At 44.7% G+C, this 3,350-nt stretch carries 3 protein-coding genes; 1 reads left to right on the forward strand and 2 read right to left on the reverse strand.

Annotated elements, in window-relative coordinates; all coding sequences use genetic code 11:
- The coding region (locus LHW48_09995) for an ATP-binding cassette domain-containing protein (GenBank protein MCB5260780.1) at positions 1–755 on the forward strand (755 nt) is incomplete at its 5' end.
- A gap of 36 nt (positions 756–791) precedes the next feature.
- Here LHW48_09995 and LHW48_10000 read toward each other — a convergent pair.
- Entirely contained in the window at positions 792–1,943 is a 1,152-nt protein-coding gene (locus LHW48_10000; protein MCB5260781.1) for a hypothetical protein, read from the reverse strand.
- 50 nt (positions 1,944–1,993) lie between these two features.
- Positions 1,994–3,256: a serpin family protein gene (locus LHW48_10005; protein ID MCB5260782.1), complete on the reverse strand. Its 1,263-nt coding sequence runs from the start codon at positions 3,254–3,256 to the stop codon at positions 1,994–1,996.
- Positions 3,257–3,350 lie beyond the last annotated feature (94 nt).

Here is a 3,350-nt window from a genome sequence, read left to right on the forward strand (position 1 = left end):
CACAAAAGGCACTGCTTTCTCTTCAACGTCTTGCAGAAATATACTCTATCTCACTGGAAAAGGGTGAAACCTGTGAGCATAACATCTACCCCATCAAGCAAATACTACTCGATGATGTAAGTGTGGAGCTTGAAGATAAACCTATTTTATCACACATAAGCCTAAAACTGGAGGCTGGAGATCGCATACTTGTCACAGGAGATTCAGGTTCCGGCAAGACAACACTGCTTCGCTTGCTGGCAGGATCTATAAAACCAAGTGGGGGATCAATCTCCATAAATGGACAAGACTTTGATTCGTCCTCAAGTGCTGCCCTATGCCTTGGTATGGGGTTTGTGGATCAAGAGCCTGTCTTGGCAAATGATACGATTGATGCAAACATCAGAATGTTCAATAAACATGCGGCTCCCACGGAAGTTCAAAAGGCTTCCCAAGAGGCTTTTGTAGAACCTTTTGTGATGGAAAACTCAGAGGCGTATGACTTTTGCATTGGTCCCAATGGCAACCGATTATCCATCGGGCAAAAACAAAGAATTGCACTGGCAAGGGCTTTGATACGTAAACCACAGATACTCATACTGGACGAGCCCACTTCTAATGTCGATAAAGAAAGTGAGGCTTGCATTTTTGATACAATCAGAGCACTCTCTCCCACCACAATACTCCTGATGGCTACTCACCAGGATGTTCCATCTGATTTATTCAATAAAACCTTACGCATCAACAAGGGGATAGTGAGCCTTTTAAAAGCTTGATTATCTGTAAGATAGCGTCTAAACCTATTACACCTGCTAAGCTGCCAACAAGTTCTCCCACCTATTGTCTATTACTTTATCCATATATCTATCGCCCCATCCGGGGTCAAATGAATAGCCTTCCCCTCTTATCTCACGATAGTTTTGCACAGTAGTCCACGCCAGTTCCTGGATCAAACCTGCGGTAACAGAATCCAATTGAGGAGGGTAATATCTATTGCCTATCGGATTGATATTCCATATCTTAGCCAGCATGATACATGCCACCAGATAGGTTCCTTGCATAGAGGCATGGTTGTTATCCGCATCATAAAGATTAAGATTTGGGTATGAGATAGAGGCATTGTAAAACCCTACTCCCGCAGGGATCACCAAAGCATCCAGCCTAGCCCCTAAGTAGCTGTAGGCATTGCGGATAGGCACATACATTTCGGGATTATTGCGCCAGGGCCAGGTCATATACAATCCCGTTAAAGCCCCACTTTGACGGATGATATTGTGCAAATCTGTGGCAGCATTGTAAAAGAGATCAGGATCAGTCATGGGACGGCTGCTCTGCTCTTGCAGGATCACCAAATCCCAATCTCCGGTTTCGATGGTGGAGATGGTATTGGGGTTTTGCAGATGGTTTTGCAAAGTGGCACCACCCATGGTTACAGAGGAAACCTGCACATTCCAATCCGGAACTGCATCTGCCAAAAGCAAACCCAAATGAGTATCCACCCCACCATTGTAGTAGGTGTGGCTATTACCCACCAAAAGCACTCTGCGACTCAGCTCATAGGGCAATCCCCATGTAATCTGGATATCCAAAGCCCCCGGTACAAATTGCAATGTAATATAAACTGTAGTAGTTTGCGCTGGTATTACAGATCCGGTTCCCTGTCCGGTAGCAATCAGATTGAGCCCATCATACACCAATACATCAATGGCATAAGTGCCGGGTTCCAGATTTGAAAACGTTCCTCCCGCCATATTGCCATCGATAGTAAGGTCTTGCTGATTGCTAAAATCACCTTTGCGAATCGTCACCCTTACCAGGCTTACGTTAAACCCATGGCTAAGAGCAGGTTGCAGATTCATCCGGATGGGCATTTCGCCCATTTGCTGCACTGTGGGATGGTGCTTGGAACATGCTGCCATCCCCATACAGAGCAGGATTATTACTATGTATATAGCGCTTTTCATGTCTTCTCCCAATAGATTACAACTATGTTATTTGAAAGGGTTTATGGAACTTAGGGCAGCTTGGGAGGATCGCAGAACTTACCCATAAAGAGCGGGGTATTGGAAGCTTTGTGCATTATCATATATATAAAAGGACGATCGGCTCTAAAAACCGGAACTTCAGGAGGTGGTGTAGCCGCGGATTTGGTTGCCATTACTATTCCTGTAGCTGCAGCAGCTTCGGTTCCTTCTTCTTTTACTTCCACAAAAGCCTTGTGAATCACATCCATGATATAGAGCCCGGGGCCACCTTGAGGATTGCGAATACCGCTAAAATCAGCAGATTTACTGTTGAAAGCATCTGTCATGCCCAGCTCTTTGAGGGTTTTGCTCAGGTTTGGTAAAGCCGTATCCAGCTTAAACTTTGGGATAAATATCTTTAGCTCGCGCTCTTTCAGCTCTTTTTGCCAGGATTTTACCAGAGTAGCGCTCAGCTCTTTTTCAGCTTTTGCGATATCATCCGGCAGGATTATCATCATGCTGAGTTCACCTTCTTCATAGGGCAGCTCCAATATCTGATAGCCGGGTACTTTGGCATGTGGGTAAATGTCCCGCGCATGCATCATCATTACGTTTTTACTGTGGCTTTTGTCACCCGGATTGGAAACGGTATAAAAGCGATCTTCCATAGTAAAATCGGGATTGAACTTCTTTTTCCACATCCCATTGAAATATATGGCATTTACCAGCACCATGCCATCATTGCTGCCTCGGATATGATCCGGCGTAATGAGGTTTTTGATCCTTTTGGCAGTCTTTTGTTCCACCCAGGAGTTTACAAAATCAGCCGATCCCACAGCATCATCGAAATCAAGTGAAAACATCTCGGCTTGGAAGTTTTCACGGATGCTCTTTTTGAATTTGGGCATCAAAAGATGCTCATATCGGCGCGCATCAAAGAGGGCATTTGCAACAGTCAAAGTAGCTTTGCCATTTTTCCCAAGATCATTTAGAATGCTCTGCGATTGGCGGATCAGCTTGATCTGCTCATCTTTGGGAAGGCTATATCCCAAAAGGGCAGCCATCTGCAGGGCAGTATTATTTTCTGCTCCTACCCATGCCATCGAAAGCGCGGTGCTGATGCTATAAGGTGAAAAAAAGAGGTTTTTATCATCCTCTACCGATTTATTGAAGAGGGTATAAGGAAAATCGGATGCTTCAATCTTCTCAAGAGCTTGCTCGGAAGCCTCTCTATCTTTGGGGACATTACGACCTGCGCAAGACAAGCCTCCCAAAAGTACCATCAACAGTATCATTACTATCGCATATCTCATGGTGTGTTACTCCTTATTACTGAGCTAAAAAACCACACAGCTGCACAGAGGTGGATTAGTCAATCAATAAAAACGGGTTTTCTGTTTATAAAGA

This window comes from Candidatus Cloacimonadota bacterium (assembly GCA_020532355.1).
In the GTDB taxonomy this organism is placed as follows: Bacteria; Cloacimonadota; Cloacimonadia; order Cloacimonadales; family Cloacimonadaceae; genus UBA5456.

Coding starts and splice junctions, on each gene's coding strand:
- LHW48_10005 (MCB5260782.1), bottom strand. CDS start 3,256: ATGAGATATGCGATAGTAATGATACTGTTGATGGTACTTTTGGGAGGC.
- LHW48_10000 (MCB5260781.1), bottom strand. CDS start 1,943: ATGAAAAGCGCTATATACATAGTAATAATCCTGCTCTGTATGGGGATG.